The sequence below is a fragment of the Methylomonas sp. EFPC1 genome (genome assembly GCF_016925515.1).
GTDB lineage: Bacteria > Pseudomonadota > Gammaproteobacteria > Methylococcales > Methylomonadaceae > Methylomonas > Methylomonas defluvii.
Map to the genome: position 1 here is coordinate 1,400,232 of NZ_CP070494.1, position 25,376 is coordinate 1,425,607.

Annotated in this window: 20 protein-coding genes, 2 tRNA genes and 3 rRNA genes; 17 read left to right on the forward strand and 8 right to left on the reverse strand. The window is 49.5% G+C overall.

The genetic code is table 11. The features are described from left to right. The first annotated feature begins 58 nt into the window (after positions 1-58). The 16 genes from aroQ (at position 59) to grxD (ending at position 16,104) form a co-directional block, all read left to right on the forward strand. Positions 59-520 carry a type II 3-dehydroquinate dehydratase gene (gene aroQ, locus JWZ98_RS06625; RefSeq protein ID WP_101051646.1) on the forward strand — a complete coding sequence of 154 codons (462 nt, stop codon included), beginning with the start codon at positions 59-61 and terminating at the stop codon, positions 518-520. Then, complete coding sequence (accB, locus tag JWZ98_RS06630) at positions 510-944, forward strand: acetyl-CoA carboxylase biotin carboxyl carrier protein (RefSeq protein WP_205453719.1); 435 nt, start codon at positions 510-512, stop codon at positions 942-944. The genes aroQ and accB overlap by 11 nt, the downstream gene beginning before the upstream one ends. Before the next feature lie 20 nt (positions 945-964). After that, positions 965-2,308: an acetyl-CoA carboxylase biotin carboxylase subunit gene (gene accC, locus JWZ98_RS06635; protein WP_205453720.1), complete on the forward strand. Its 1,344-nt coding sequence runs from the start codon at positions 965-967 to the stop codon at positions 2,306-2,308. A gap of 65 nt (positions 2,309-2,373) precedes the next feature. Continuing rightward, positions 2,374-3,258, forward strand: coding sequence for a 50S ribosomal protein L11 methyltransferase (gene prmA / locus JWZ98_RS06640; RefSeq protein WP_171694617.1), 885 nt, complete (start codon positions 2,374-2,376; stop codon positions 3,256-3,258). Positions 3,259-3,337: 79 nt separating this feature from the next. Further along, positions 3,338-3,907, forward strand: coding sequence for a DUF3426 domain-containing protein (locus tag JWZ98_RS06645; RefSeq protein ID WP_205453721.1), 570 nt, complete (start codon positions 3,338-3,340; stop codon positions 3,905-3,907). A 6-nt stretch (positions 3,908-3,913) separates the two neighbouring features. Beyond that, positions 3,914-5,110, forward strand: a complete 1,197-nt coding sequence (locus tag JWZ98_RS06650) for a class I SAM-dependent rRNA methyltransferase (RefSeq protein WP_205453722.1) — start codon at positions 3,914-3,916, stop codon at positions 5,108-5,110. A gap of 179 nt (positions 5,111-5,289) precedes the next feature. Continuing rightward, positions 5,290-5,817, forward strand: coding sequence for a hypothetical protein (locus tag JWZ98_RS06655; RefSeq protein WP_033158967.1), 528 nt, complete (start codon positions 5,290-5,292; stop codon positions 5,815-5,817). Positions 5,818-6,002: 185 nt separating this feature from the next. After that, a complete protein-coding gene (gene xrtD, locus JWZ98_RS06660) occupies positions 6,003-7,604 on the forward strand; it encodes a VPLPA-CTERM-specific exosortase XrtD (RefSeq protein ID WP_033158968.1) in 1,602 nt (533 codons plus the stop codon). Between the two features lie 80 nt (positions 7,605-7,684). Then, complete coding sequence (gmd, locus tag JWZ98_RS06665; RefSeq protein ID WP_205453723.1) at positions 7,685-8,806, forward strand: GDP-mannose 4,6-dehydratase; 1,122 nt, start codon at positions 7,685-7,687, stop codon at positions 8,804-8,806. A 4-nt stretch (positions 8,807-8,810) separates the two neighbouring features. After that, on the forward strand, positions 8,811-9,785 hold the full coding sequence (locus JWZ98_RS06670; protein WP_205453724.1) for a GDP-L-fucose synthase: 975 nt from the start codon (positions 8,811-8,813) through the stop codon (positions 9,783-9,785). Between the two features lie 458 nt (positions 9,786-10,243). Beyond that, positions 10,244-11,777 (forward strand): 16S ribosomal RNA (locus JWZ98_RS06675). A 60-nt stretch (positions 11,778-11,837) separates the two neighbouring features. Further along, positions 11,838-11,914: transfer RNA gene (locus JWZ98_RS06680), tRNA-Ile, on the forward strand. A gap of 117 nt (positions 11,915-12,031) precedes the next feature. Beyond that, positions 12,032-12,107 (forward strand) — tRNA-Ala (locus JWZ98_RS06685). 368 nt (positions 12,108-12,475) lie between these two features. After that, positions 12,476-15,370 (forward strand): 23S ribosomal RNA (locus JWZ98_RS06690). 164 nt (positions 15,371-15,534) lie between these two features. Continuing rightward, a 5S ribosomal RNA gene (gene rrf, locus JWZ98_RS06695) occupies positions 15,535-15,650 on the forward strand. The 16S, 23S and 5S rRNA genes sit together here with 2 tRNA genes alongside, the layout of an rRNA operon. 133 nt (positions 15,651-15,783) lie before the next feature. Continuing rightward, complete coding sequence (grxD, locus tag JWZ98_RS06700; RefSeq protein ID WP_171694624.1) at positions 15,784-16,104, forward strand: Grx4 family monothiol glutaredoxin; 321 nt, start codon at positions 15,784-15,786, stop codon at positions 16,102-16,104. Between the two features lie 122 nt (positions 16,105-16,226). Here grxD and rnt read toward each other — a convergent pair whose 3' ends face one another. Then, positions 16,227-16,853, reverse strand: coding sequence for a ribonuclease T (rnt, locus tag JWZ98_RS06705; RefSeq protein WP_205453725.1), 627 nt, complete (start codon positions 16,851-16,853; stop codon positions 16,227-16,229). 90 nt (positions 16,854-16,943) lie between these two features. Between rnt and JWZ98_RS06710 the strand changes: the two genes are divergently transcribed. Then, entirely contained in the window at positions 16,944-17,726 is a 783-nt protein-coding gene (locus tag JWZ98_RS06710) for a VacJ family lipoprotein (RefSeq protein ID WP_033157256.1), read from the forward strand. A gap of 65 nt (positions 17,727-17,791) precedes the next feature. Here JWZ98_RS06710 and mtaB read toward each other — a convergent pair whose 3' ends face one another. The 7 genes from mtaB to JWZ98_RS06745 form a co-directional block, all read right to left on the reverse strand. Beyond that, positions 17,792-19,078, reverse strand: a complete 1,287-nt coding sequence (mtaB, locus tag JWZ98_RS06715) for a tRNA (N(6)-L-threonylcarbamoyladenosine(37)-C(2))-methylthiotransferase MtaB (protein WP_205453726.1) — start codon at positions 19,076-19,078, stop codon at positions 17,792-17,794. A 62-nt stretch (positions 19,079-19,140) separates the two neighbouring features. Continuing rightward, positions 19,141-20,370 (reverse strand): spore maturation protein, encoded by a 1,230-nt coding sequence (locus tag JWZ98_RS06720; protein WP_205453727.1) that lies wholly within the window; start codon positions 20,368-20,370, stop codon positions 19,141-19,143. Positions 20,371-20,386: 16 nt separating this feature from the next. Continuing rightward, positions 20,387-21,745 (reverse strand): adenylosuccinate lyase, encoded by a 1,359-nt coding sequence (purB, locus tag JWZ98_RS06725; RefSeq protein WP_205453728.1) that lies wholly within the window; start codon positions 21,743-21,745, stop codon positions 20,387-20,389. A gap of 50 nt (positions 21,746-21,795) precedes the next feature. After that, entirely contained in the window at positions 21,796-22,488 is a 693-nt protein-coding gene (locus JWZ98_RS06730; RefSeq protein ID WP_205453729.1) for an HNH endonuclease, read from the reverse strand. A gap of 2 nt (positions 22,489-22,490) precedes the next feature. Then, the gene (locus JWZ98_RS06735) at positions 22,491-23,801 is read right to left on the reverse strand and encodes an AAA family ATPase (protein ID WP_033157259.1); all 1,311 of its coding nucleotides are present in this window, start codon (positions 23,799-23,801) and stop codon (positions 22,491-22,493) included. Then, entirely contained in the window at positions 23,791-24,888 is a 1,098-nt protein-coding gene (gene mnmA / locus JWZ98_RS06740; RefSeq protein ID WP_033157260.1) for a tRNA 2-thiouridine(34) synthase MnmA, read from the reverse strand. Before mnmA ends, JWZ98_RS06735 begins: the two co-directional genes overlap by 11 nt. Next, entirely contained in the window at positions 24,885-25,340 is a 456-nt protein-coding gene (locus tag JWZ98_RS06745; RefSeq protein WP_033157261.1) for an NUDIX hydrolase, read from the reverse strand. Before JWZ98_RS06745 ends, mnmA begins: the two co-directional genes overlap by 4 nt. Positions 25,341-25,376 lie beyond the last annotated feature (36 nt).

Genomic DNA, 25,376 nt, shown 5'->3' on the forward strand with positions numbered 1-25,376 from the left:
AACCTACAAATTAGGCAGAATTCATTCTTATTTAGCTAATTTTTGTTCGGCACCGGCAATGGCAAACCTCACGGTTCTCAATGGACCCAATTTAAATCTGTTAGGCGTCCGGGAACCTGGGCTTTACGGTAGCAAAACATTGCAAAGCATTCAGCAGGGAATGGAGCGGTTGGCCCAAACATTGGGGCATCAATTAAATTTCCTGCAAAGCAACGCCGAGCATGAAATTGTTGAACAAATTCATCAGGCTTATCGGCAGGGCGTCGATTTTATCATTATCAATCCCGCCGCATTTACCCATACCAGCGTGGCGATTCGCGATGCCTTGCTGGCAACCAAGATTGCATTCATAGAAGTACATTTATCGAACGTGCATGCCCGTGAGCCTTTCAGGAAGCATTCGTATTTTTCGGATATCGCCGTCGGCGTTATCTGCGGATTGGGGGCGAACGGTTACGAATTGGCTTTGCAAGCCGCTCATCAGATATTACTAGAGAGAACTCAGAACAATGGATATTAGAAAAATAAAAAAACTGATTGATCTTATCGAGGAATCCGATATTGCTGAAATAGAGATTCGCGAAGGCGAAGAATCAGTGAAAATCAGCCGTTATTCGGCGGCTGCGCCGGTGCAATATGCTGCCCCGGTGGCTTCGGCACCGGTAGCTGCGGCCTCCGCCGCGGTCGCGCCAGTGGAAGAGAAAGTCAGTGGTCATGTTGTGAAGTCGCCGATGGTCGGGACATTTTATCGCTCTGCATCGCCTGGTTCAGCGGCATTTGTCGAGGTAGGTCAGTCGGTTAGCAATGGTCAAACCTTGTGCATCATCGAAGCGATGAAGATTTTGAATCAGATCGAGGCGGATAAAAGCGGCAAAATCAAGCAAATTCTGGTTGAAAACGGCCATCCGGTCGAATATGGCCAACCTTTGTTCATCATTGAATAACGGACAAAGGGGCTGGACTAATGTTTGAGAAAATTGTTATCGCCAATCGCGGCGAGATTGCTTTGCGCATTTTGCGGGCCTGTCGCGAATTGGGTATTAAAACCGTGGCAGTGTATTCCGAAGCAGATCGTGACTTAAAACACGTCAGACTGGCCGATGAAGCAGTCTGTATCGGTCCCGCGGCATCCGCCGCCAGCTATTTGAATATCCCGGCGATTATCAGCGCCGCCGAAGTGACGGATGCAGAAGCTATCCATCCCGGTTACGGTTTCTTATCCGAAAATGCCGATTTTTCTGAGAAAGTGAGTCAAAGCGGCTTTGTATTTATCGGTCCAAGGCCTGATACCATTCGGATGATGGGTGACAAGATCGCCGCAAAAAAAGCCATGCAGGCTGCGGGTATCCCTTGCGTGCCGGGTAATGGTGATCCTTTGGGGGACGATGAGGAAACCAATCTGAAAATGGCGCGGGAAATTGGTTATCCTGTGATCATTAAGGCTGCTGGCGGCGGTGGCGGTCGCGGTATGCGCACCGTGCATACCGAAAGCGCACTGCTAAATGCCATTGCGATGACCAAGGCCGAAGCCGGCACCGCGTTCGGCAATAGCACCGTCTATATGGAAAAGTTTCTGGAAGATCCGCGGCATATCGAGTTTCAGGTGTTGGCAGACTCGCACGGCAATGCGATACATCTGGGTGAGCGCGATTGTTCCATGCAGCGCCGTCATCAAAAAGTGGTGGAAGAAGCGCCTGCGCCGGGTATTACCGAAGAGCAACGCAAACAGATGGGCGAGCGTTGCGCGCTGGCTTGCCGGGAAATCGGTTATCTAGGTGCCGGTACTTTCGAGTTTCTCTATGAAAAAGGCCAGTTTTACTTCATAGAAATGAATACGCGGGTGCAGGTCGAGCATCCGGTCACCGAGATGATTACCGGCTTCGATATTGTGAAGGAACAGTTGCGGATTGCTGCCGGCGAGCCTTTGTCGATCACGCAAGACCAGGTGAAATTTACCGGCCATGCCATCGAATGCCGTTTGAATGCGGAAGATCCGAAAACCTTTATGCCAAGCCCTGGTGTAATCGATCAATTCCACATGCCGGGTGGCCCGGGTATCCGTTGCGAGACGCATATCTATAATGGCTATAAAGTGCCGCCGTACTACGATTCCATGATCGGCAAGCTGATTGCACACGGTGACGATAGGGCTAGCGCGATTGCCCGGATGAAGACCGCACTGAGTGAAATGGTGATAGACGGCATCAAAACCAATATCCCCTTGCAACAGAGCATTATGGCTGACGCGGCGTTCGCTCTGGGTGGGCAAAATATCCATTACCTCGAAAAGAAATTGGGTATCCATTAATTCGGTATGGGCGAGGAGATGACGAAAATGGCGTCTTCTTTCCCTGCTAAACGCTTTATATAACTATGGCCTGGCATCAGCTTTCCGTTATCACCGACGAAACCACCGCTCCCGACATATCGGAGTTTTTCAGCGAATTGGGCGCGGTCTCGGTGACTTACAGCGATGCCGATGATGAGCCGGTTTACGAACCGGCCATTGATCAAACCAAAATCTGGACTCGTACTCGGGTCACGGCTTTGTTCGAGCTCGATACCGATCCGGATATTGTTCGCAACTTGTTGTTCAATCAGTTTATCGGTCAGCCTTTGCAGGAATGGGTAGCTGAGGTTTTGCAAGATCAAGCCTGGGAGCGGGCGTGGATGGAGCATTTCCAGGCGATGAAGTTTGCCAATCGTTTGTGGATTTGCCCCAGCGGCCAGGAACAGCACGAGCCGGGTACGGTTTGCATGACTTTGGATCCCGGCTTGGCATTCGGCACCGGAACCCATCCGACGACTGCATTGTGTTTGGAGTGGTTGGCCGGTAACGATATTAAGGATAAAGTATTAATCGACTACGGCTGTGGATCGGGGATTCTTGCCGTCGCAGCGTTGTTACTCGGTGCCAAGCGGGCGCATGCGGTAGATATTGATCCGCAGGCGTTGACCGCCAGTCAATACAACGCCGAAAAAAATCAGGTTCAGCAACGGATCGATTATTATCTGCCCGAACAGTTTTCCGGGTTTGCAGCTGATTTGGTACTTGCCAATATTCTCGCTAAACCGCTGATTGAGCTGGCCCCAACGATTGGCGCATTGGTCAGGCCGGGCGGGCAGTTGGTTTTGTCAGGCATCTTGAACGAACAAGCCGAGTCTGTAGCGGCAGCTTATCGAGAGCAGGGGTTTGTTGTGGCGCCGCCGGTCAGCCAGGAAGACTGGTGTCGATTGGATGCCCATAAACCCGACTGAATAGATGTTTAGCCGGTGCCCGTATTGCGCTGAGCAACACGAAGTTACCGTCGAGCATTTGCGGCAATCGCGTGGCTTATTGGATTGTTCGGTTTGCGGTAAATCTTTCGATGCGTTGCGATTCCTTAGTGAAGATAAAGATTCGCGACTGAACGACGACTTGCCGTATCCAGACCACCAAACTTTAGACCAGGGGCCGCAGACTCGGCGGGTTTGGTTTGTTGCCACCAGCTTAGTGGCATTGTTATTGGTGGCACAAATACTGTATTTCGAAGGTTATCGTTTAACTATGCAGCCTCAGCTCAGAGCACATTTAGATAAAGTTTGTGCGACATTATCTTGCCGGTTACCGCCATATAGAAATCTTGAGGAATTGAGCGTTTCCCATAGCGATTTGCGTGTTCGAAGCGATAGCGGTTATTTGTTTAGCGCTGTACTTAGTAATCAGGCGCCTTATGCGCAAGCCGCGCCTGATTTGAAGCTGAGCGTGTTGAATTTTAATGGACAGGCCATTGCGGAGCGGGTGTTTAGTTCTGCGGAGTACCTTCTAAAACCCACAACACTCGCCCCAGAGCAAACGGTCGAAATTCGGTTGTTTGTTGTGCCGCCTGCTGCGCCAATTGGCGGTTATACCTTTTCCTTACTTTAGGGCAATATGAGCTACCCGGAACTGTTTCTTAAAAAAAACGAAGACAAACGTCTGCGGCAAGGGCATTTGTGGGTATTCAGCAACGAGGTCGATACCCAGCGCAGCCCTTTGGAGCAGTTTGCGGCAGGCGACGTAGTCCTTGTTCACGATTCTGGCGGTAAAGCTTTGGGGATAGCGTATCTGAATCCTCATGCACTCATTTGCGCGCGCTTGTTGACGCGCAAAACCAATATCAAAATCAATGAAAATTTTTTTAAAGCGCGCTTGGCCCAAGCTTTAGGGTTGCGTGAGCGTTTGTTCGATAAGCCCTATTATCGCTTGGTGTTCGGCGAAAGCGATGGTCTACCCGGCTTGGTAATTGATCGCTTTGGGGTTGTGCTTTCCGTGCAAATTACCACTGCCGGAATGGAGCGGTATAAGGATGTGCTGGTCAAGATCCTACTTGAGCTGCTGGCGCCAACGGCTATTTTGCTGAAAAACGATAATAGTCAGCGCCAGTTGGAAAGTCTCTCTTTGGAGCCTGAGCTGGTTTACGGCGAGTTGCCTGAGCAATTGCTGATTGAAGAAAACAACGTGCGTTTTCTCGTTAATGTGGCAGAGGGTCAAAAAACCGGTTGGTTTTACGATCATCGCAACAGTAGGGCGCAGTTTGCTCAAGCTTGCCATGGTTTAAGGGTGCTTGATTTATTCAGCTATGCCGGTGCTTGGGGTATACCTGCCGCAGTGGCGGGCGCTGCGGAAGTGTGTTGTGTGGATAGCTCCGAGAGTGCGTTGGCTTTAGCTTCCACTAGTGCTGAATTGAATCAGGTGCAGGGCAAAATGCAATTCGTGCGCAATGACGTGTTCGAGTTTTTGAAGCAAGCCCGTGAACAGCAACAGCATTACGACGCGATTATCCTGGATCCGCCCGCGCTGATTAAACGTAAAAAAGATTTCAAAGCAGGGTACGAAGCCTATCGGCGCTTGAATCATTTGGCGCTACAGGTTTTGTCGAATAATGGTATTTTGGTCTCGGCATCATGCTCGCATCATTTGAGTAGAGATAATTTGCATGAAATATTGCGTTCTTCGGCGCGGCACATTGACCGGCACTTGGTGTTTTTCGGTGCCGGTACTCAAGGCCCGGATCATCCGATTCATCCGGCCTTGCCTGAGACCGATTATTTGAAAACCTTTTTTTGTGCAGTATCGAGCCGGCTATAGTCAATTATGGTGGATTCCAAGCCCCAATGCGGTCTGTGCGGTCAGCGGGTGTTGATTCCCGGATTTGAGCTCAACACTTTGCTGGGCGAAAAAAAATTCTGTTGCGAAGGTTGTCGCAGCATTTTTCAACTGCTCCATAGCGAGCAAATAATAATAACGACTCCAGAGGAGAAATAAACATGAAAGCCTGCGAATCTTGTGCAGACCGCGTCAATATCGGTTGCCATCATAAACAAATGCCGGTTATATCCAGAGCTATCGGTTTGCTGTTTATCTATTTGCCGATTTTGACCTTGCCGTTTGTGATTACCAGCGCTTATTTGACTTATTTCAGCCTGAAATTGGTCGGTGCGGAAAATGTTAAAAAATGGAGTGATTTTCTGCCGGCCAGGGCGAGCCATCGGTATGATTTAAAAAATCAGATTACGATGGACGGGTCATTCAAATTCAGCATGGCGCAATCGAAATTATTCTGGATTTTGAATTGCACCTGGTATTGTCCGGTGAGTGTGGGCTTATTCGAATGGCATGCTTACATGGTGAAAGTGGTGGAAAACTGGTGGTGTCCATTTACCCATGATCGTAAAAACAGCTATACCGACGGTGCTATCGATCAATCTTTTTGGCATATTTATCCTGAAGAAAAAGCTAAATTGCATGAAGACGACAAAACAAACCCGATTTTTACTGCCGATCCCGAAGCCTAAAAGTGTTATTTGTCTGTCATGATGTGTCACTCGGCTTTAATAAAGCTCGGGGATAATGGTTAGATTTACCGGTTAGGGCTATTGCGATTGATCGGGTTAGTAAGTAGGACAAAATTTCCATACCGCATAACAAACAGTGCCGGTATGGGGGAAATTTAAACATCAATTCTTATTTTCGACACGGAATGAATACAGAGAATACGAAACCGGCCATTGTCTGGTCATTATGGGGTGCGGCTTTATTGCTGCTGTGCGTGGTGTTCAGAGATAGCCTTATCGAAATGGCGACGACATGGACGAATGTCGAGGAATACAGTCACGGGTTTTTTATACCTATCATCACTATTTACCTGCTTTGGGTGCGGCGCGGCGAGCTAGTCTTGGTTCAAGGATTTAAAGCGTCGCTGCCCGGTATCATCATTATCTGCTTAGGGTTGATTCTTTTTATTCTGGGCGGGTTGGCAACCATAAAAACCATGGAGCAGTATGCTTTTCTGGTGGTGTTGACGGGGATGTTTGGCAGTGCTTTCGGGCTGCGCGGGTTGCGGGTTGGGGCTGTCCCTCTGTTGTTTTTAGTCTTCATGGTGCCGTTTCCATCTTTCATACTGAATAACCTGTCGTCAAAGCTGCAATTGATTTCTTCCTGGTTGGGCGTGGAATTTATACGAGCTTGCGACATCATGGTTTACCTGGAAGGGAATGTTATCGATCTAGGCAGCTATAAGTTGCAAGTGGTTGATGCCTGTAGCGGATTGCGTTATTTGTTTCCTTTGGCCAGTCTGGCTTTCCTATGCGCTTATCTGTTTAAAGGTCCATTCTGGCAGAAGTTGCTGATTTTTCTGTCGTCGATGCCCCTGACCATTTTTATGAACAGCTTTCGGATTGGTGTCATCGGGGTCCTGGTCGATAACTGGGGCACTGAGATGGCTGAAGGCTTTTTGCATGATTTTGAAGGCTGGGCGGTATTTTTGCTTTGCATGTTTCTGTTATTTATCGAGATGTGGGTTTTTAGCCGAATCAGCGGTAGGAAACTGGCAATGGGCGAACTGGTGCAGATTCCGGAAGAATGGAGCCACACGGCGCGTCGAGATATTGTCGCAATATTGAACAAATCGGTTTTCGCGGTGTTGCTATTGCTTTGTATAGGTGCAGGCGCTTCAGAGGTCTTTAAGGGGCGGGAAGACATTATTCCAGCGCGAAAAGCGTTTTTAACATTTCCGACGACGTTGGGAAGTTGGCAGGGACGTAATGACTATTTAACGCAATTTTATCTAAACGAGTTGAAATTGACGGATTATGTTATTGTCAATTTTGCTCAGCCTGAAACTCGGAACAGCGTTAATTTTTACAGCGCGTACTACCAATCGCAACGCAAGGGCGCCGTAGTACATTCGCCCCGCAGTTGTATTCCTGGGGATGGTTGGCAGATCAGCAGTTTCGAGCAACGCGAGTTCACAGATTTGCAACTGGACGGGCAGGCATTGCAGGTAAATCGGGCCATTATCCAAAAAGGCGAAAGCAGACAATTAGTGTATTTTTGGTTCCAGCAGCGCGGCCGGATGATAACTAACGAATATATGGTCAAATGGTATTTATTTTATGATGCCATCACTATGAATCGCACCGATGGGGCCTTGATTCGCTTGGTGACTCCTGTGGATAAGGTGGAAGATATTGCCGTTGCCGACAAACGCCTGCATCTATTTTTAAAAGATTTATTGCCTGAGTTACCCGCCTATTTGCCGGGTAAGATCATTGAGCCTGTTTATTCGGCTTTACCGGGTTAATCAATTAAGACGTCGGCTTCATTGCCTGACGAATTTATGCGGTTTTACGTCGATTTGACTCAAAAGAAAAGGAGCTGTAAATGAGTAGAAAAAAAGCATTGATCACTGGCATAACCGGGCAAGACGGATCCTATCTTGCCGAATTTCTGTTGGAAAAAGGCTATGAAGTGCATGGCATCAAACGGCGTTCGTCATTATTTAATACCGAACGCGTTGATCATATCTATCAAGACCCGCATATTAAGGATCCCCAATTCTTTCTTCATTACGGTGATTTGACGGATAGTTCGAACCTCACCCGTATCCTTAGCGAAATTCGTCCGGATGAAGTCTACAACTTGGGCGCGATGAGTCATGTCGCTGTATCGTTTGAGTCTCCTGAATATACGGCCGACGTCGACGGTATGGGGACGTTAAGGCTTTTGGAAGCCATTCGTTTCCTCGGTATGGAGAAAACTACGCGTTTTTATCAGGCATCCACTTCTGAGTTGTATGGTCTGGTCCAAGAAATTCCGCAGAAAGAAACCACACCGTTTTATCCCCGGTCACCTTATGCGGTAGCCAAACTCTACGCCTATTGGATCACCGTTAATTATCGTGAAGCTTATGGCATGTATGCGTGTAACGGTATTTTGTTCAACCACGAATCGCCGCGCCGAGGCGAAACTTTTGTGACGCGCAAAATCACTCGAGGCCTCAGTAATATCGCAATTGGTCTGGATAAATGTCTATACATGGGCAATATGGATTCTCTTCGAGACTGGGGGCATGCGAAGGACTACGTGCGGATGCAATGGATGATGTTGCAGCAAGATCAGCCTGAAGATTTTGTGATTGCTACAGGTGTGCAGTATTCGGTGAGACAATTTATCGAAATGTCGGCTAAAGAATTGGGTGTGACTATTCGTTGGGAAGGTGCGGGCGTTGAAGAAAAAGGTTATGTCGATGCTATTACCGGTGACAAAGCGCCTGGTATGGCGGTTGGACAAAACATCGTCGCTATCGATCCGCGCTATTTTAGACCTGCCGAAGTGGAAACGCTGTTGGGCGATCCGACTAATGCCAAGAACAAATTGGGTTGGGTGCCGCAAATTACTTTGCAAGAAATGGTATCCGAAATGGTGGCCTATGATCTTGAGCAAGCGCAAAAACATGCTCTGCTGAAAAAACAAGGTTATAACGTGGCGGTTAGCCGGGAGTAACAGCATGGTAGATAAGAAAGATAAGATTTATCTGGCGGGTCACAGAGGTATGGTAGGCTCGGCGATTTATCGGCAATTGACTGAGGCGGGTTATCAAAACATTGTAGTGCGTACGCATGCTGAATTGGATTTGACCGATCAAACGGCTGTGCAGGACTTTATGCAACAAGAGCGTCCGAAGCAGGTGATTCTCGCGGCGGCCAAGGTTGGCGGCATTCATGCCAATAATGAATATCCGGCGGAATTTATCTATCAAAATCTGATGATGGAAGCCAATGTTGTTCATCAGGCTTGGCGGATTGGATGCAAGCAACTGCTGTTTTTGGGTAGCTCTTGTATCTATCCGAAATTCGCTGAGCAGCCGATGCGAGAAAGCGCGCTGTTGACAGGCGTTTTAGAGTCGACCAATGAGCCGTATGCAATTTCCAAGATTGCCGGGATTAAGTTGTGTGAGTCATATAACCGGCAGTACGGCGTAGATTATCGGTCGGTGATGCCGACCAATTTGTATGGTGAAAACGATAATTTTCACTTGCAAAATAGCCATGTTATCCCGGCATTAATCAGAAAGTTTCATGATGCCAAGCTTGGTAATTCTCCAACTGTCAGCGTGTGGGGAACCGGTAAGGCTATGCGCGAGTTTTTACACGTCGAGGATATGGCTGCTGCTTGTTTGCACGTGATGGCCTTGGACAAAGAGCAATATCAATCTTGCACTGAACCCATGCTGTCGCATTTAAATGTTGGGACTGGTGAAGATGTAACGGTGCGTGAATTGGCTGAAACCATCCAAGATGTCGTTGGTTTTCAAGGGCAAATTAGCTGGGACAGTACCAAGCCGGATGGTACTCCGCGAAAACTGATGGATGTCTCAAAGCTTAAGTCTTTGGGGTGGCAACCAAAGATACCGCTTAAAACAGGTCTGGAGCTTACCTATCGTTGGTTTTTAGAGCATCAAGGCCAGTTTAAAGCAGAATAGTTTTGCCCAAATCCCGGCGCGCCTGCGAGGCATGTTTATCAAGTAGGGAAAAGAAAGTTTGCGCGAATAGAAATAATTTCTTGACGGGAGGGTTTTGGGTGATTAGAATGAGCGGCTCTTCACTGCTCTGGTTTGTTGGATTGAGTGGTGAAGAAGTCGGCTGGATTTGGCGGCTTTGGGTTGTAAGTCAGGATGATTTGTTTTAAGTGTTTCGGTTTTTGAAGTGACTTAAAAATAAATTTGACAAACACTGAAAACGCTGTAGAATATGTCGGCTCAACAGGGCGAAATGCTCTGGCTCTTTAACAAACGAAATCGAAATAATTTGTGTGGGTATGTGTAGCGACTATGTGCTGTTAGAAATAGTCGACACAGAAACCACGTCAATTCGCAAGAAAAGATGTTCTGTAGTCGAGCCAAGATTGGTCACTAATCTTATTTAGTGACACGTTAAAATTAAACTGAAGAGTTTGATCATGGCTCAGATTGAACGCTGGCGGTATGCTTAACACATGCAAGTCGAACGGTAGCAGGCCTTCGGGCGCTGACGAGTGGCGGACGGGTGAGTAATGCATAGGAATCTGCCTATTAGTGGGGGACAACGTGGGGAAACTCACGCTAATACCGCATACGCCCTGCGGGGGAAAGCTGGGGACCTTCGGGCCTGGCGCTAATAGATGAGCCTATGTCGGATTAGCTAGTTGGTGGGGTAAAGGCCTACCAAGGCGACGATCCGTAGCTGGTCTGAGAGGATGATCAGCCACACTGGGACTGAGACACGGCCCAGACTCCTACGGGAGGCAGCAGTGGGGAATATTGGACAATGGGCGAAAGCCTGATCCAGCAATACCGCGTGTGTGAAGAAGGCCTGAGGGTTGTAAAGCACTTTCAATAGGAAGGAATACCTATCGGTTAATACCCGGTAGACTGACATTACCTATACAAGAAGCACCGGCTAACTCCGTGCCAGCAGCCGCGGTAATACGGAGGGTGCAAGCGTTAATCGGAATTACTGGGCGTAAAGCGTGCGTAGGCGGTTGTTTAAGTCAGATGTGAAAGCCCTGGGCTTAACCTGGGAACTGCATTTGATACTGGGCAACTAGAGTTTAGTAGAGGGGAGTGGAATTTCAGGTGTAGCGGTGAAATGCGTAGAGATCTGAAGGAACACCAGTGGCGAAGGCGGCTCCCTGGACTAAAACTGACGCTGAGGTACGAAAGCGTGGGTAGCAAACAGGATTAGATACCCTGGTAGTCCACGCCGTAAACGATGTCAACTAACTGTTGGGTTCTTAAAGAACTTAGTAGTGGAGCTAACGTATTAAGTTGACCGCCTGGGGAGTACGGCCGCAAGGCTAAAACTCAAATGAATTGACGGGGGCCCGCACAAGCGGTGGAGCATGTGGTTTAATTCGATGCAACGCGAAGAACCTTACCTACCCTTGACATCCAGAGAATCTGTTAGAGATAGCGGAGTGCCTTCGGGAACTCTGAGACAGGTGCTGCATGGCTGTCGTCAGCTCGTGTTGTGAAATGTTGGGTTAAGTCCCGTAACGAGCGCAACCCTTATCCTTAGTTGCCAGCGGGTCATGCCGGGAACTCTAGGGAGACTGCCGGTGATAAACCGGAGGAAGGTGGGGACGACGTCAAGTCATCATGGCCCTTATGGGTAGGGCTACACACGTGCTACAATGGCCGGTACAGAGGGCTGCGAACTCGCGAGAGTAAGCTAATCCCAAAAAGCCGGTCCCAGTCCGGATCGCAGTCTGCAACTCGACTGCGTGAAGTCGGAATCGCTAGTAATCGCGGATCAGAATGCCGCGGTGAATACGTTCCCGGGCCTTGTACACACCGCCCGTCACACCATGGGAGTGGGTTGCAAAAGAAGTAGGTAGTTTAACCTTCGGGAGGGCGCTTACCACTTTGTGATTCATGACTGGGGTGAAGTCGTAACAAGGTAGCCCTAGGGGAACCTGGGGCTGGATCACCTCCTTACAAAGACGGCACACCGTTACACGTACTCACAACAAATTATTTCGATTGAAAGACGCACCTGGGTCTGTAGCTCAGTTGGTTAGAGCGCACCCCTGATAAGGGTGAGGTCGGAGGTTCAACTCCTCCCAGACCCACCAACGCATAAAAGGCGAAAGCAATAAGGCGAAACACAATCAGACCACACGCCTGGTTAGAATAACTGGCGCTGTGTCTAGTCACGTTTCGGCTTGAGTCTTGGTCTTTAGTCTGCTTTAGGGGCCATAGCTCAGCTGGGAGAGCGCCTGCCTTGCACGCAGGAGGTCGGGAGTTCGATCCTCCCTGGCTCCACCATCATGCTGAACGCTGAGGGTCAACCAGTTCGTCAAACGTAAGAAAAATAGTGGGTGAACATCAACGCTATACAGTTTTATCGGCGGCAACAGATAAAGACTTTATAGCATTGGTATTCGTACCGATAGCTCTTTAACAATATGGAAATCTGTAACTATAGTAATGATCAGCAATGATCAACACTAAAACGAGTTGCGGTTTGAATGACGTCGTTCTCGAAAGGGAAAGGCAGAAAACAAACAGCATGTCGTTCTCAAGCAGAAAAAATCAGCGAAAATGTCAGCTGACAAATAACTTAAATAGAAAGCCTAGCAAAGCTCAGGATTAACTTCCAAGGCTAAGTAAAAGCAGACGTATTCGGGTTATATGGTCAAGTGAATAAGCGCATACGGTGAATGCCTAGGCAGTAAGAGGCGATGAAGGACGTTGTAGCATGCGAAAAGCTTTGGGGAGCCTGCAAACCGGCTGTGATCCAGAGATGTCCGAATGGGGAAACCCGGCGCGCATAAGCGCGTCATCTTTGAGTGAATACATAGCTCACTGAAGCGAACCCGGAGAACTGAAACATCTAAGTACCCGGAGGAAAAGAAATCAACCGAGATTCCCTAAGTAGTGGCGAGCGAACGGGGACTAGCCCTTAAGCTAGGATAAGGTTAGTGGAACGGTCTGGAAAGTCCGGCGATACAGGGTGATAGCCCCGTACACGAAAACCTTTTTCTAGTGAAATCGAGTAGGTCGGAGCACGTGAAACTTTGACTGAATATGGGGGGACCATCCTCCAAGGCTAAATACTCCTTACTGACCGATAGTGAACTAGTACCGTGAGGGAAAGGCGAAAAGAACCGCGGAGAGCGGAGTGAAATAGAACCTGAAACCGTATGCGTACAAGCAGTGGGAGCCCCTTCGTGGGGTGACTGCGTACCTTTTGTATAATGGGTCAGCGACTTACATTTTGTGGCAAGCTTAACCGAATAGGGGAGGCGTAGCGAAAGCGAGTCTTAATAGGGCGTTTAGTCGCAAGGTGTAGACCCGAAACCGGGCGATCTATCCATGGCCAGGCTGAAGGTTGGGTAATACTAACTGGAGGGCCGAACCCACGTCTGTTGAAAAAGACGGGGATGAGCTGTGGATCGGAGTGAAAGGCTAATCAAGCTCGGAGATAGCTGGTTCTCCTCGAAAGCTATTTAGGTAGCGCCTCGTGTATCACTGCTGGGGGTAGAGCACTGTTTCGGCTAGGGGGTCATCCCGACTTACCAACCCGATGCAAACTCCGAATACCAGCAAGTGCCAGCACGGGAGACACACGGCGGGTGATAAGGTCCGTCGTGAAAAGGGAAACAGCCCAGACCGTCAGCTAAGGTCCCCAAATCTATGCTCAGTGGGAAACGATGTGGAAAGGCACAGACAGCCAGGAGGTTGGCTTAGAAGCAGCCATCCTTTAAAGAAAGCGTAATAGCTCACTGGTCGAGTCGGTCTGCGCGGAAGATTTACCGGGGCTAAGCATAGTACCGAAGCTACGGATTTACACGTAAGTGTGAGTGGTAGAGGAGCGTTCCGTACGCCTGCGAAGGTCGATTGAGAAGTCGGCTGGAGGTATCGGAAGTGCGAATGCTGACATAAGTAACGATAAAGGGGGTGAAAAACCCCCTCGCCGAAAACCCAAGGTTTCCTGCGCAACGTTAATCGACGCAGGGTTAGTCGGCACCTAAGGCGAGGCTGAAAAGCGTAGTCGATGGAAAACAGGTTAATATTCCTGTACCAGTAGTAACTGCGATGGGGTGACGGAGAAGGCTATATCAGCGGTCGGTTGGAAGTGGCCGTTTAAGCAGGTAGGCATGCATCTTAGGCAAATCCGGGGTGCTCTATGCCGAGACGTGATGACGAGCGGTTCGAAAGAACAGCGAAGTGATAGATGCCCTGCTTCCAGGAAAAACCTCTAAGCTTCAGGTTACTAGTGGCCGTACCCTAAACCGACACAGGTGGGTGGGATGAAAATTCTAAGGCGCTTGAGAGAACCCAGGTGAAGGAACTAGGCAAAATGATACCGTAACTTCGGGAGAAGGTATGCCCTCATTACGTGAAGGTCCTCGCGACTGGAGCGGAAGGGGGTTGCAAAAAATCGGTGGCTGCGACTGTTTAGCAAAAACATAGCACTCTGCAAACACGAAAGTGGACGTATAGGGTGTGACGCCTGCCCGGTGCTGGAAGGTTAATTGATGGGGTTATCTTCGGAGAAGCTCTTGATCGAAGCCCCAGTAAACGGCGGCCGTAACTATAACGGTCCTAAGGTAGCGAAATTCCTTGTCGGGTAAGTTCCGACCTGCACGAATGGCGTAACGATGGCCACACTGTCTCCACCTGGGACTCAGTGAAATTGAAATCGCTGTGAAGATGCAGTGTACCCGCGGCTAGACGGAAAGACCCCGTGCACCTTTACTATAGCTTGACACTGGACTTTGAACCTACTTGTGTAGGATAGGTGGGAGGCTTTGAAGCGGGAACGCCAGTTCTCGTGGAGCCAACCTTGAAATACCACCCTGGTATGTTTGGAGTTCTAACCTCGATCCATTATCTGGATTAGGGACAGTGTCTGGTGGGTAGTTTGACTGGGGCGGTCTCCTCCTAAAGAGTAACGGAGGAGCACGAAGGTACCCTCAGCCTGGTCGGAAATCAGGCAATGAGTGCAAAGGCATAAGGGTGCTTGACTGCGAGACGGACAAGTCGAGCAGGTACGAAAGTAGGTCTTAGTGATCCGGTGGTTCTGTATGGAAGGGCCATCGCTCAACGGATAAAAGGTACGCCGGGGATAACAGGCTGATACCGCCCAAGAGTTCATATCGACGGCGGTGTTTGGCACCTCGATGTCGGCTCATCACATCCTGGGGCTGAAGCAGGTCCCAAGGGTATGGCTGTTCGCCATTTAAAGTGGTACGCGAGCTGGGTTCAGAACGTCGTGAGACAGTTCGGTCCCTATCTGCCGTGGGCGTTTGAGATTTGAGGGAAGCTGCTTCTAGTACGAGAGGACCGAAGTGGACGAACCTCTGGTGTTCCGGTTGTCATGCCAATGGCATTGCCGGGTAGCCACGTTCGGACAGGATAACCGCTGAAAGCATCTAAGCGGGAAGCCCCTCCCAAGATGAGATCTCACTGGGACTTTAAGTCCCCTGAAGGGCCGTCGGAGACTACGACGTTGATAGGCACGGTGTGGAAGTCCAGTAATGGGCGTAGCTAACGTGTACTAATTGCCCGTGAGGCTTGACCATATAACACCCAATGCGTTTGGGTCAGGTCAGATGACAAGCTGATAACCAACTGAGAACGATAAGCTCGATACAGATTTCCATGAAAACAGGTAAACGGCAAATGCCGGGAAGCGAATACGCTTCAAACCTGTGCATGACGGCTGCAAAACAGCCAAACCAGTTTGCTTGGTGAACATAGCAAGCGTGAACCACCCGATCCCATCCCGAACTCGGAAGTGAAACCGCTTAGCGCCGATGATAGTGTGGCAGGTTGCCATGTGAAAGTAGGTCATCGCCAAGCTCTTAAACCAAAAGCCCTGCTTACCCATAGCAGGGCTTTTTTTTTGACCCCAAATCACCCCACTGCCGCTCTCTTCTCTTTTGCGGACGGGGTTGTTAGAATCCCCTCTCATCAATGTTTAGCGAGAAAACGCATGAGTGCAATAGACAGAATCCAAGCCCAATTAGCCAGCCATCCTGTGGTCTTGTACATGAAAGGCACCCCGGACTTCCCTCAGTGTGGATTTTCCAGCCGGGTGGTGCAAGTCTTGCAGGCTTGCAATGCGGATTATGCCCACATCAATATCTTCGAAGACCCTGAAGTCCGTGAAGCCTTAAAAGAATACTCGCACTGGCCTACCTATCCCCAACTGTATATCAACGGCGAATTAATCGGCGGCTGCGACATCGTTATCGATCTGTTTAATAAAGGCGAGCTTAATAATATGCTGGCGAGCGTTGGCTCCAAACTTTAGTCGAAAAAGGTATGTTAATTAAGCAGCAGCGTGCCTATTCGACCGTGTATTGCGATGGATTTTCTGCCATTCTCGCCAATATGTTTGGGTGTAATGTGTTCTAAGTCGCTAATCGGCTACATTTACGTCGCTTCGTACTCGCTTAATTTTTTCCAGCGGTTGATAATCATGCAAAACAACTCGGCAGTTTGTTCGGCGTCGTAAAGTGCTGAATGTGCTTTTTCGTTATCCCAGACAATTCCGGCAGCTTGAGCAATTTTTGCTAAAACTGTTTGGCCGTACATTAGCCCTCCGAGTGTGGCGGTATCGAAACTACTGAATGGATGAAACGGGCTTCGTTTGTAGTTGGTTCGTTCAATAGCGGCGTTCAAAAAATTGATATCGAAAGCTGGGTTGTGACCAACCAAAATAGCTCTCTTGCATTCGTTACGTTTTACAGCGGCTTTGATAGGGGTAAACAGCTTGGTAAGCGCATCCTTCTCTTCTATAGCCATGCGGAAAGGATGGTATGGATCGATACCGGTAAATTTGAGCGCTGCGTCATCCAGCTCTGAGTTTTTGAAAGGAATGATATTGCAGTGATGTTTTTCGGTGACATGCAGCCATCCATCAGTGTCTGGTTCGACTATTACGGCGGCGATTTCCAATAGTGGATTTTTTTTTGAATTAAAGCCGGCGGTCTCTATATCGACAATAACAGGAAGGTAACCTCTGAAACGGTTGCCTAACGGATTTAGGTTTATTTCCATTGAGTTTGATGGGCTAAAAAAGTCGGTTGTGCGTTATGTTACGTGAGTTTTGGATAGGTATAAACAATATTCAATTGGTGAGGTGAAGTTATGCAAGATCGGAAAAAAGGTTGGGTTATCTTAGGGTTACTGACCGTATTAAACGGTTGTGCCACGACCCGCGGTGTCGATCCTAAAGATCCTTGGGAGGGCTGGAACAGAGGCGTGCAATCATTTAATGACGGCGTGGACGATTATGTCATGAAACCGGTTGCCAAAGGCTACGATTGGGTGATGCCCGATTTTGCGGACCAAGCGGTTACTAATTTTTTCAGCAATGTCGATGACATAGGTGTTTGTACCAACGATGTTTTGCAAGGAAAACTCCTGCAATCGGGTCAGGACGGCGCGCGTTTCTTGGTGAACACCACCATCGGTGTCGCCGGGCTTATCGATGTTGGGACGATGATCGATTTGCCGAAGCATAATGAAGATTTTGATCAAACCTTAGGCTATTGGGGAATACCTACCGGCCCTTACTTGGTCCTGCCGTTTTTCGGACCCAGTTCGCCACGTGGCGTGTTCGGGTTGGTTGGCGATGCCGCGATGAATCCGTTTACTTATGCCGGTATCTACATAAATCCAAATTGGATTGGCGCGGCGGTTTCGATTGGTCCTGGTGCATTGAAAGTCATCGACGCGCGCTCAGATCTGCTGGGTATGGAAAAAGTCGCTACCGAGGCGGCACTGGATCGTTACGAGTTTTTTAAAAATGCCTATCTTTCCAGACGTAATTATCTGGTTCACGATGGCAAGGTTCCAGACGAAGATGTGTTGAAATTCGACGAAATGCAGGGCGGTGGGCGTGGACCGCTCGATCCGAATCCGTATTGATTTAAACTGTTCTACTCTTATGTAAAAGGCCGTAAAGCAAATAGCTTTGCGGCTTTTTTATTGCTTCAATCCAAGCGGACGAGCACGAAATCCGGTTTCGCTTCTACCAGTACTCCCGACATTATCCTATTTTCCAGAATCAGGTCGGGTGCCACATCGCAGGCTACCCTTAGATAGTTCGGTGTGTAGCCGAAATGGCGGACCACGCCATCTTTCTGAGCTTCTTTTTGCCCTTCCCATAAAATATTGGCCTGTTCGCCGAGGTTTTCGGCAATGAACCTATGCTTCATTGTGTCGGCTAATTCATGCAATTGCTTGCTGCGCAGTTTCTTTGTGTTCTGATCGACTTGATCTGGCAAACCCGCGGCTTTGGTGCCTTCCCGAGGCGAATAGCTGAAAATGTGAATATGACCAAAACCCAGGCTTTTGATGTAATCAAAACTTTCCTGCCATTCCAGTTCGGTTTCGCCCGGAAAGCCGACGATGATGTCGGTAGTGATATTGAAATGCGGAATCGTCGCTCGGGCTAGTTTAACGATCTGGCCGAATTCCTCCGTTTTACAGCGCCGGGCCATGCGCCGTAGTACGCTGTCGCTGCCGCTCTGCAAGGGCAAATGCAGATGTGGCATCAGTCTTGAATTTTTGAACAACTCGAAGAAACCATCCGGCAATTCCCAAGGTTCCAGAGAGCCCATGCGCAGGCGCGGAATCTCGGTTTTAGCCAGGATTTCGCTAACCAATTCGACCAAATTACTGTTGATGTCACTGCCGTAACCGCCCAAATGCACACCGGTGATGATGGCTTCGTTGATGCCTTGAGCGTGCAGCGCGTTGATCTCGTCAATGACCGCTTGAATCGGCCGGCTGCTTTCCTCGCCGCGAGCAACGGTGACGATGCAGAAGGTGCAGCGGTAGCGGCAGCCGTCCTGTACCTTGACGAAGGCGCGCTGGCGGCCACGGCTGAACAGCGACACTTCGCCGGGTTCGGTCGACATCGCCGGCATACTGTCCAGATTCAGTTCGGCCAGAGTTTTTTCGACCAGTTGGTTTTTGTCCTGGTTGCCGACGATCAAATCCACGCCCATCAATTGCGCGGCTTCTTCCTCGTTCAGTGTCGCGTAACAACCGCTGACCACCAGCTTGGCTTGCGGATTGTCACGGTGAATGCGGCGTATCATTTGCTTGGATTTTTTCACCGCGTCTTGGGTGACCGCGCAGGAATTGATGATCACCAATTGTGCTTCATTCAGGTTGCGTGTAATGGCGTGGCCTTTAGCTTGAAAGGACTGCGCCCAAGTTTCCAGTTCTGCTTCGTTGAGGCGGCAGCCGAGGGTTTTTAAATGTATCTGCATGTAAATATAAAACAAAATGTAGGGTGCATAAGCGTAGCGTCATGCGCCGACAATCAAAATAATTAACCAAAAAACCAATAAGTCACTAAAATCGCGGTCACGATGCCGCCGAGGTCGGCGACGATGCCGCAGGCGGCGGCATGGCGTATCTGCTTGATGTTTACCGCGCCGAAATACACCGCCAACACATAAAACGTGGTCTCGGTGCTGCCTTGCACCACCGATGCCAAGCGTCCGGCGAAGGAATCGGCGCCGTGGATCTTCATGGTGTCTATCATCATCGCCCGCGCACCGCTACCGCTGAACGGCTTCATCAGCGCCGTCGGCAGGCCGTCGATGAAACGGTTGTCGATGCCGCAAAAATTGACCAGCAAACGCACGCCGTCGGTGATCAATTCCAGCGCGCCGCTGGCCCGGAACACGCCGAAGGCCACTAGCATCGCCACCAGATAAGGAATGATGGTGATCGCGGTCTGGAAACCGTGCTTGGCGCCTTCGACGAACAATTCGTAGGCGTTCAGACCTTTGTAGGCAGCGGCGGCGATGAACGACACCACCAAGCCGAACAAAATCACATGGCTGACCAGCGCAGATTGTTTCAGCATCTCGGCCTGATCGAGTCCGGCGAAATAAGCCAGTAGGCCGCCGACCAACACAGTGATACCGCCCAGATAGCTCAACACCACCTTGTCCAGCAGATTGATCTTCTGCACCGCGGCCACCGCCAGCAAGCCGGTCAGCGTCGATATATAAGTGGCGATCAGAATCGGGATGAACACGTCGGTTGGATTGGCCGCGCCAAGCTGAGCCCGGTAAGCGAAGATCGTCACCGGAAACAGCGTCACCGACGAGGTGTTGATCACTAGAAACAAAATCTGCGCATCGCTGGCCCGCTCGGGATGCGGATTCAAGGTTTGCATTTCCTGCATGGCCTTGATGCCCATCGGCGTCGCGGCATTGTCCAGCCCCAACATATTGGCGGCTATGTTCATCACCATTGCCCCCTGCGCCGGATGACCTTTGGGAATCTCCGGCATCAACCGGCTGAACAGCGGATTCAATGCCTTGGTCAAGAGATCGATGAAGCCGCTGTGTTCACCGACTTTCATGATGCCCAGCCACAAGGCCAGCAAGCCACTAAGCCCCAGCGAAATCTCGAACGCCGTTTTGGACAGGCTGAACATTGCATTCATCAACTCGGAAAACACCTGGGTATCACCCAGCACCAACAGCTTGAAGGCGGCGGTGGCGAAGGCGCTCAGGAAGAAGAATATCCAGATGAAGTTCAGCAACAACCTATCCTAACGTTTAGTCGATTTTCTTGGCTAAAGCCGCGGCATAACCGGTGTAGCTGTGCGGGGTCAGCACCAGCAGTTCGGCTTTGGCTTGCGCCGGAATTTCCAGCTTTTCGACGAAGGCGCGCATGCCCTCGCCGGTGACACGATTGCCGCGAGTCAATTCTTTGAGCTTTTCGTAAGGCTTTTCGATGCCGTAACGGCGCATCACGGTTTGAATCGGTTCGGCCAGCACTTCCCAGTTTTGCTCCAGGTCTTGATCGAGTAACGCCGGGTTGAATTCCAGTTTGGAAATGCCTTTCAAGGTCGATTGAATGGCGATGCTGGTATGGGCGATGCCGACGCCGATGTTGCGCAATACCGTGGAATCGGTCAGGTCGCGCTGCCAACGGGAGACCGGTAATTTGTCGGCCAGGAAGCCGAAAATCGCATTCGCCAAGCCCAGATTGCCTTCGGAGTTTTCGAAGTCGATCGGATTGACCTTGTGTGGCATCGTCGAGGAGCCGACTTCGCCGGCGACGGTTTTTTGCTTGAAATAACCCAGCGAAATATAGCCCCAGACGTCGCGGTCGAAGTCCAGCAGGATGGTGTTGAAGCGCGACAAAGCATGGAAGAATTCCGCCATGTAATCGTGCGGCTCGATCTGGATGGTGTAAGGGTTGAAAGTCAGACCCAGCGATTCAACGAAGTTTTGTGCGAACACCGGCCAATCGACATCCGGATAAGCGACGCAATGGGCGTTGTAGTTGCCGACCGCGCCGTTGATTTTGCCCAAGAGTTCGACTTTAGCCAATTGCTCGCGTTGGCGCTGCATGCGGGCGACGACATTGGCGAATTCCTTGCCGACCGTGGTCGGTGTGGCCGATTGGCCGTGGGTGCGCGACAGCATCGGTTGTTCGGCGCTATTCAGTGCCAATTGCTTGATCGCGTCTATCGTCGCATCGATTTCCGCCAGCATCAGGCCGCGGCCTTCCTTCAGCATCAGCGCATAAGACAGATTATTGATGTCTTCAGAGGTGCAGGCGAAGTGGAAAAACTCGTTGATGGCGTGCAGTTCGGTGTTGCCTTCGATCTTTTTCTTCAGGAAATACTCGACTGCCTTAACGTCGTGGTTGGTGGTTTTCTCAATGTCCTTAACAGCCAGGGCGTCGGCTTCGGAAAAATCGCTGACGATGTTATTCAGCACGGCGGTCGCTTCGGCGGACAAGGCTGGCACTTCGGCGATCTTGGCTTCGGCGGCCAAGGCTTGCAGCCAGCGCACTTCGACTTCGACCCGGTAACGGATCAAGCCGTATTCGCTGAAGATGGGGCGCAAGGCGTCGACTTTGCCGGCGTAGCGGCCGTCGATGGGGGAGATGGCGGTGAGTGTCATGTTATGTGTTTCCTAAATTTCTAAAACGTAAAACGGTTTACCTGCGACAGCTAGATTTGTCCACCAGGACGTTGGGTCGGTCGGATATTTTCGTCGAAGCAAGCCTTGGCTGTGCCGGGAAACGCTTCGATCAAGCGGCGGCGCATGTCTACATCATCCTGGAAGACCGTCATCCAGACGGACCAGAAGCCTCGTTGTAATGCCATTTCGACAATTTCGGTTCTGCGTTCCTCGCTATCGAAGACGGCAAGTTGCGATTTTCGCTTTGAGGCATTTTGCCAAGCTTGCTGCCGATGCAGCCAACGTTTGTCTTTGCTTGTTGGAACTTGTTGACCATTAATCTGGCGATCAGGATGTTTATTTAGGCCTAATGCCAACCAGGTCTTTTCGATTTTTCGGTTGATAGGCTCGGCATGTATTTTATTCGGCAATACCCGGCCTTGCGAATCGTAGCTAAAGGCTAGCAAGGTATTGTCACTGTCGGGCCAAACATAATCGTCAAGGTTCAATTGGCTATGGCCTTTGCCTGAATTGCAATTGCCGCAGGCTAACAAAAAATTGTTCCAAAGAAATTTGGTTTCCGGGTATTCATTTTTTGGTTTTTTATGCTCTACATGAATACCGCTGGCAATCCAGCGTTCGCAATATGAACAATATTCGCCGAGTCGTTCTCTTAACGGCTGTTGAGCATTTTCATAGGGTTTAATTTCGCCCAGGTCTGTTCCTTTATTAACCGGACGCATGGTTATTTATCTTTTGAGGCTAATACGGAATCGCGTTCGAATTTTAATTGTGCTGCGAATGCCGGATCGTCACTGAAAGGAATGGATAATTCGTCCAATTTCGAGCGTAACTGCATGACTTCCATATCCGATTCGTTATTTACTTCGTGCAGTTTTCGATAGTAAGCTTCGGCAGCCTCCATCATGTCCAGATAGCGTTTGCTCTTTTGCGGAATTTCGACATGCTGCTGATCTTCGGCAATATCTTCGATACTTTCGCTTTCAATCGCGACCGGCTGGGCTTTCTCCAAATCCCATAATAAACAATCTTCGCGTCCATATAACGATTGAATAATAAATGGCGAATGACTACTAGCAACAAATTGTACTTTCGGAAAGGTTTTCAATAATCGCCCGACCACTTCCCGTTGCCATTTGGGATGCAAATGCAGGTCGATTTCATCGATCAGCACGATGCCTTCGGTTTGTTTGATGACGTCAGCTTCCAGTTGAGGATTCAGGGTCGCCATGCGGTAGGCAATATCGGCAACCATGCCTATCATGTTGCGGTAGCCGTCGCTGAGCAGGTGGAAGGGGATGGTTTGGTTTTTGCCTTGAATCACCATCTCGATCAATATTTCGTCCCATTCAAAAGCCCACCAAGCTCGTTTCGCATCTGGAATCATTGCGACTATGGCTTCACGCACAGCTTCTAAAACATGTTGAGGCTCTTGTTTTTGTAAGAAAATTATTTCCTGTTTTTTAAACCAACTAAATAATTGTTTTAGGTTAACAAATGGATCTAAACAGTATCTATAGCCAATAAGTCTAGAACTAGGGCCAGATGTATCAATATTTTCCAAGGTGTCGGCCGAAAGCCGTGCAGTACCGTAGTTGCAGATGACAGGAAATACGGTTTTTGAATCCGATGCGTTTAGTTCAGCAGCGAAAGATACGATGGGCTCAAGAAGTGAGCTTATTGAGTCTAAATTGCTAGTTAAAGTCCAATCAATTTTGCAATTATTTAATATGCCTTTCAAATAGACTGACGTTGGAGATATAGCTTGTTTAATAAGTGTTTGGCCTAAAGTAGAAAACTCGTAACGTTTGTCATAATCCGAAATGGCGCCACAGTCAGCTTTGAGTCCGTATTCAACGTGTAAAAAGTCCTTGAGCCCTAAAATAAATGGATTGATCGCCAGTTTTAGAGCGTCCAATACAGCAGTTTTACCGCTGCCATTGTCGCCGATCAATAGTGTAAATCGGTCAGAAAAATCGATTTCATAATTTTCGAAACAGCGAAAATTACTCAGATTTAACTTATTAATTTTCATTGTATTTAACCTCGATAATGCCGCCGCCCAAGCAAATTTCGCCGTTATAAAATACGACGGACTGGCCTGGTGTAATAGCCCTTTGCGGTTGGTCAAAACTTACTTTTACACGTAAACCGTTGTCCAGCGGTTCGATCAAGCAATCTTGATCCGGTTGGCGGTAGCGAGTCTTGGCGGCACAGTGGATCGTTTCGGTCAAGGGTTGGTCGCCGCACCAATCGAGTTGGCCGGCTTCCAGGGTGTTGTGCAGCATTAACGGGTGGTTGTGGCCCTGGCCGACAATCAGCACGTTATTGTCCAGGTCTTTTTCCAGTACGAACCATGGTTCATCCGGCGCATCCTTGACCCCACCTATGCCGAGGCCCTGGCGCTGGCCCAGCGTGTAATACATCAAGCCATGATGTTTGCCGATATATTGCCCTTCCGGTGTGCGCATTTCACCAGGTTGGTGCGGCAGGTATCGTTGCAGAAATTCCTTGAATTTGCGTTCGCCGATGAAGCAAATGCCGGTGCTGTCTTTCTTGCGGCTGTTGGCAAAACCGGCTCTATCCGCCATCGCACGGATTTCCGGCTTGTGTAGGTGGCCTATTGGAAACAGGGTACGAGACAGGGCTTTCTGCCCCATTGCGTAGAGAAAATAGCTTTGCTCTTTGTTGGGATCTAAGCCTTTTAATAGCTGGAATTCGCCGTCTTGTTCGCGAACGCGGGCATAGTGGCCGGTGGCAATATATTCGGCGCCCAAGTCTTCGATGGCGTAATCCAGAAACGCTTTGAATTTGACGTGTTTGTTACAAAGTATGTCGGGATTGGGAGTGCGGCCGGCCTTAAACTCTGACAAAAACACTTCAAATACCTCGTCCCAATATTCGGCGGCGAAGTTGACGGTCTTAAGCTCTATGCCGAGTTTGTCGCAAACTTGCTGTGCGTCGGCTAAGTCTTGCATCGCCGTGCAATATTCGGTGCCGTCGTCTTCCTCCCAATTTTTCATGAACAAGCCTGTGACTTTGTGGCCTTGTTCTTGCAGGGCTAGAGCGGTAACGGAAGAATCGACGCCGCCGGACATGCCGACGATGATGTGTTTGCTCATTCTAAATCGATAAAAGACTGTAAGATGCTAAGCGGAAAGCGGTGACCTTTCAGGTATTCGTCCACAGTGGTTAATACCAAAGGGCTGCGCAATTGCTGGCGTTTTGCGTAAATTTCATTGCGGCTTAACCAGTGAGTGTCGATAATGCCGTCGTCGAGAGCTTGTTCTGGATTGTGGTTGTTGACTGTGCCGGAAAAACAGAAGCGAACAAAGCTGGGCATATGCGGATTTCTGCGCCATAACTGTGTGGCGATTAAAGCCTCCGGTTCAAATTGCCAAGCTGTTTCCTCGCAAACTTCGCGTTTGACGGCACTGATTAAATCTTCACCTTCTTCCAAATGACCAGCGGGCTGATTGAACGCAAGGCCTCGTGCCGTTGTCTCCTCAACCAGCAGAAAGCGACCGTCTTTTTCGATCACGGCGGCGACGGTGACGTGAGGTTTCCAAACCATGATATTGATAGAAAACGGTAAAAGGCGCGCATTTTA